The sequence below is a fragment of the Stenotrophomonas sp. HMWF023 genome (genome assembly GCF_003060985.1).
GTDB classification, from domain to species: Bacteria; Pseudomonadota; Gammaproteobacteria; order Xanthomonadales; family Xanthomonadaceae; genus Stenotrophomonas; species Stenotrophomonas lactitubi.
Window position 1 is genome coordinate 2,062 of record NZ_QAIJ01000310.1, and the last position, 4,719, is coordinate 6,780.

The 4,719-nt window shown below is 65.5% G+C and carries 3 protein-coding genes; all 3 read left to right on the top strand.

The window, feature by feature from the left end; genetic code table 11:
- The coding region (locus DBR20_RS18290; protein WP_108267490.1) for a CocE/NonD family hydrolase at positions 1 to 647 on the top strand (647 nt) is incomplete at its 5' end.
- Positions 644 to 1,744: a cell division protein ZapE gene (gene zapE, locus DBR20_RS18295; protein WP_108267488.1), complete on the top strand. Its 1,101-nt coding sequence runs from the start codon at positions 644 to 646 to the stop codon at positions 1,742 to 1,744. The genes DBR20_RS18290 and zapE, both read left to right, overlap by 4 nt.
- A 592-nt stretch (positions 1,745 to 2,336) precedes the next feature.
- A partial coding sequence (locus DBR20_RS18300; protein ID WP_108267492.1) for a ribonucleoside-diphosphate reductase subunit alpha occupies positions 2,337 to 4,719 on the top strand: 2,383 nt, incomplete at its 3' end.

Genomic DNA, 4,719 nt, shown 5'->3' on the forward strand with positions numbered 1-4,719 from the left:
CCCCCGGCGAAACCGCCTGCATCTCACTGGAAGGCCCGGTTGGCCCGCTGGAAGTGCTCATCGACCTGCCCAAGGCCGATGTGCCGGTGCAGCCGATCGTGGCCGTCATCTGCCATCCGCTGTCCACCGAAGGCGGCACCCTGCACAACAAGGTGGTCACCATGACCGCCACCACCCTGCGCGAGCTGGGCATCGCGACGGTGCGCTTCAACTTCCGCAGCGTCGGTGGTTCTGCCGGTGAATTCGACCATGGCGTGGGCGAGCAGGAGGACCTGAAGGCCGTTACCGCCTGGGTCCGCCAGCAGCGTCCCGACGACCGCCTGTGGCTGGCCGGCTTCAGCTTTGGCGCGTTCGTTTCGCTGAAGGCCGCCGCCGAGCTGCAGCCCGAAGCGCTGATCTCGATCGCGCCGCCGGCCGGCCGTTGGGATTTCGGCGGCATCGCGCCGCCTGCCCGCTGGCTGGTGATCCAGGGCGAGCAGGATGAGATCGTCGACCCGCAGGCCGTTTACCAGTGGCTGGACACCCTCGATGCGCCGCATGAGCTGGTGCGCATGCCGGACACCAGCCACTTCTTCCACCGCAAGCTGATCGACCTGCGCGGTGCGCTCACCCACGGCGTCAAGCATTGGCTGGGCACGGCGGCATGAGCGAGGTGGAACTGACCCCGACGCAGCGCTACGCGGCCGGGGTGGAACGCGGCGATTGGCAGAACGACCCGGCCCAGCATGCGGCCCTGGCCGAGCTGGACCGGATCCACCTGGCCCTGGTGGACAGCGCCGAGGATGGCTGGCTGGACCGCCTGTCCTCGTTCTGGAAGAAACCCGAGCCGGTCAAGGGCCTGTATTTCTGGGGCGGCGTCGGCCGCGGCAAGACCTTCCTGGTGGACCTGTTCTACGACGGCCTGCCGATCAAGCAGAAGTACCGCACCCACTTCCATCGCTTCATGCGCAGCGTCCACGAGCGCCTGCGCGAGCACCAGGGCCAGAGCGACCCGCTGGCGAAGATCGCCCAGGAATGGCGCAGCAACCTGCGCGTGCTGGTGCTGGATGAATTCTTCGTCACCGACATCGGTGATGCCATGCTGCTGGCGCGCCTGCTGGAGCGGATGTTCGCCGAGGGTGTGACCTTGGTCACCACCTCCAACACGGCGGTTGAAAACCTGTACCTCAACGGCCTGCAGCGCGAGAGCTTCATGCCGGCCATCGGCCTGCTGCAACGCTACTGCGTGGAGCTGTACGCCGAGGGCACCGAGGACTACCGGATGCGCGCGCTGACCCGTTCGCCGGTGTACCGCGCGCCGCTGGCCGCTGACAGCGACGACTGGCTGGCCACGCGCTGGGCCGAACTGAGCGGCGGCCAACCGGCCAAGGCGGGCAACATCGAGATCGAGAGCCGCAAGATCCCGGTGCGCGCGCGTGGCAAGAGCATTGCCTGGTTCGACTTTGCCGCCCTGTGTGAAGGCCCGCGTGGGCCGTCGGATTACATCGAGATCGCACACGAGTTCAACACCGTGCTGCTGGGCGGCATTCCGGCCTTCGATCGCCTGAACGAGGATGCCGCGCGCCGCTTCGTCAACCTGATCGACGAGCTGTACGACCGCCACGTCAACCTGGTCTGCACCGCCAGCACCTCGCCGGTCGAGCTGTACACCGGCACCCGCCTGCAGGGTGCGTTCGAGCGCACGGCCTCGCGCCTGATCGAAATGCAGAGCGCCGAGTACCTGGGTACCCCGCACCGGGCGTGACAACAGGGGTGGTGCCGGCCGCTGGCCGGCATCTGCACGATGCAACCGCAGGTCATGGGCTGCCGGCCAGCGGCCGGCACTACCCGGTGCCGCCCGTCCACCGGCTGCCCACTGGCTGCCCACCACCTATCCACAGACTTGTCCCTCGCCTGCATGGCCCTGTCATGTGAAGCTGTCATTGTTCCGCTGGTGGGGTGCTGATTACCGCCACCACGACGCTTTTCGGGCTTGACTGCGCAGCCCGATCCAGCAGGTCCAAAGCGTCCAAACCGGGCGCCGATGGCACGATCCTTGCGGCGCAAGGGATTGCCGAATTTCACTACATTTGGCGTTGACGGACCCAACTACCCCCACTATCTTGTGGCTGTCGGTTGTGGGGACCCCAAGCCGCCGGGTCCATGGAATGGATCGCCGGACCCTCCGGTGATACGCCCTCCATGCCCGCAGCGGCACCGGTCAGCACTGCCAGCAGCAGCCACAGGCGCAGGTCTCAATTCCTGCGACACCGGTCTGCCACCCTGGGGTGTCACGTCCCGGGCCGCGTCATCCGATGCACCGAGCCACCATCCATCACGCCAAGAGGACACACGCCGTGACCACCGAGACCAGCGCCACCATCGAGAAGGAAAGCGAATTCCTGTTGACGTCGCCGCCGACGTCCAACGCGATGAGTGTGACCAAGCGCAATGGCACGACCGAGCTGGTGGATCTGAACAAGATCGTCCGCGCGGTGCAGCGTTCCTCTGAAGGCCTGCACGCCGTCGATCCGATGCGCGTGGCCACCCGCACCATTTCCGGCCTGTACAACGGCGCCACCACCCAGGAGCTGGACGAACTGTCCATCCGCACCGCGGCGCTGCTGATCGGCGAAGAACCCGAGTACGGCCGCCTGGCCGCGCGCCTGCTGGCCAACTTCATCGCCAAGGAAGTGTCCAACCAGGAAATCCATGCGTTCTCGCAGTCGGTGGGTCGTGGCCACGAAGTGGGCCTGATCAACGACCGCCTGCTGAACTTCGTGCAGACCAACGCACGCAAGCTCAACGATGCCATCGACATCTCGCTGGACCTGAACTTCGATTACTTCGGCCTGCGTACCCTGTACGACCGCTACCTGCTGCGCCACCCGCACACCCGCAAGGTGATCGAGACCCCGCAGCAGTTCTTCCTGCGCATCGCCAGCGCGCTGAGCGAAGACGTGCCGGAAACCCTGGCGCTGTACAAGCGCATGGGCAACCTGGACTACCTGCCGTCCAGCCCGACCCTGTTCAACTCCGGCACCACCCACGAGCAGCTGTCCTCGTGCTTCCTGCTGGACTCGCCGCAGGATTCGCTGGAATCGATCTACTCCAAGTACGGCGACATCGCCCAGCTGTCCAAGTTCTCCGGCGGCATCGGCGTCAGCTACACCCGCGTGCGTTCGCGTGGCTCGCTGATCAAGTCGACCAACGGCCATTCCAACGGCATCGTGCCGTGGCTGAAGACCATGGATTCGTCGGTGGCTGCGGTGAACCAGGGCGGCAAGCGCAAGGGCGCGGCCTGTGTGTACCTGGAAACCTGGCACGCCGACATCGAGGACTTCCTCGAGCTGCGTGACAACACCGGCGACGAATCGCGCCGTGCGCACAACCTGAACCTGGCCAACTGGATCCCGGACCTGTTCATGAAGCGTGTCGAATCGGACCAGGAATGGTCGCTGTTCGATCCGCGCGTGGTGCCCGAGTTCACCGACCTGTTCGGCGAAGCCTTCGAGGCCGCCTACCTGCAGGCCGAAGCACAGGGCAAGGCCAACCGCACCATTTCCGCACGCAAGCTGTACTCGCGGATGATGCGCACCCTGGCCGAGACCGGCAACGGTTGGATGACCTTCAAGGACAAGTGCAACCGCGCCAGCAACCAGACCCTGCGCGCCGGCAACGTGATCCACCTGTCCAACCTGTGCACCGAAATCCTGGAAGTCACCTCGGCCGAAGAGACCGCGGTGTGCAACCTGGGTTCGATCAACCTCGGCAACCACTTCGACGGCAACGGCGAGTTCGATTTCGACAAGCTGGCCGACACCGTGCGCCTGGCCGTGCGCCAGCTGGACCGCGTGATCGACCTGAACTTCTACCCGATCGAATCGGCACGCCGCGGCAACCTGCGCTGGCGTCCGGTCGGCCTGGGCTGCATGGGCCTGCAGGACGTGTTCTTCCGCAAGCGCCTGCCGTTCGATGGCGCCGAAGCCCGCGCGCTGTCGAAGAAGATCGCCGAGACCATCTACTTCCACGCGTTGGAAACCTCGGTGGAGCTGGCCCAGGAACGTGGCAAGCACCCGTCCTTCGCCGACACCCGTGCGGCCAGCGGCGAGCTGCAGTTCGATGCCTGGAACGTGGTGCCGGAAGATGCCGCACGCTGGGATGCCCTGCGTGAGCGCATCAAGGAACACGGCCTGCGCAACTCGCTGATGATCGCGATTGCCCCGACCGCCACCATCGCCTCTATCGCCGGCTGCTACGAGTGCGTGGAACCGCAGGTGTCCAACCTGTTCAAGCGCGAGACCCTGTCCGGTGACTTCCTGCAGGTGAACCGCTATCTGGTGAACGAGCTGAAGAAGCTGGGCCACTGGACCCCGGAAATGCGCGATGCGATCAAGCTGGCCGACGGCTCGATCCAGGGCATCAGCCAGATCCCGGAAACGCTGCGCCACGTCTATCGCACCGCATGGGAACTGCCGATGCGTTCGCTGATCGACATGGCCGCCGACCGTGGTGCCTTCATCGACCAGTCCGCCTCGCTCAACCTGTTCATGGAAAGCCCGAGCATCGGCGCGATGTCGTCCATGTACATGTACGCCTGGAAGCAGGGCATCAAGACCACCTACTACCTGCGTTCGCGTCCGGCCACCAAGATCGCCAAGACCACCGTCAGCCACGTGGCCAGCGTTGCGCCGGAGAAGGTGTTCAGCCCGGAAGAGGCCATCGCCTGCTCGCTGGAGA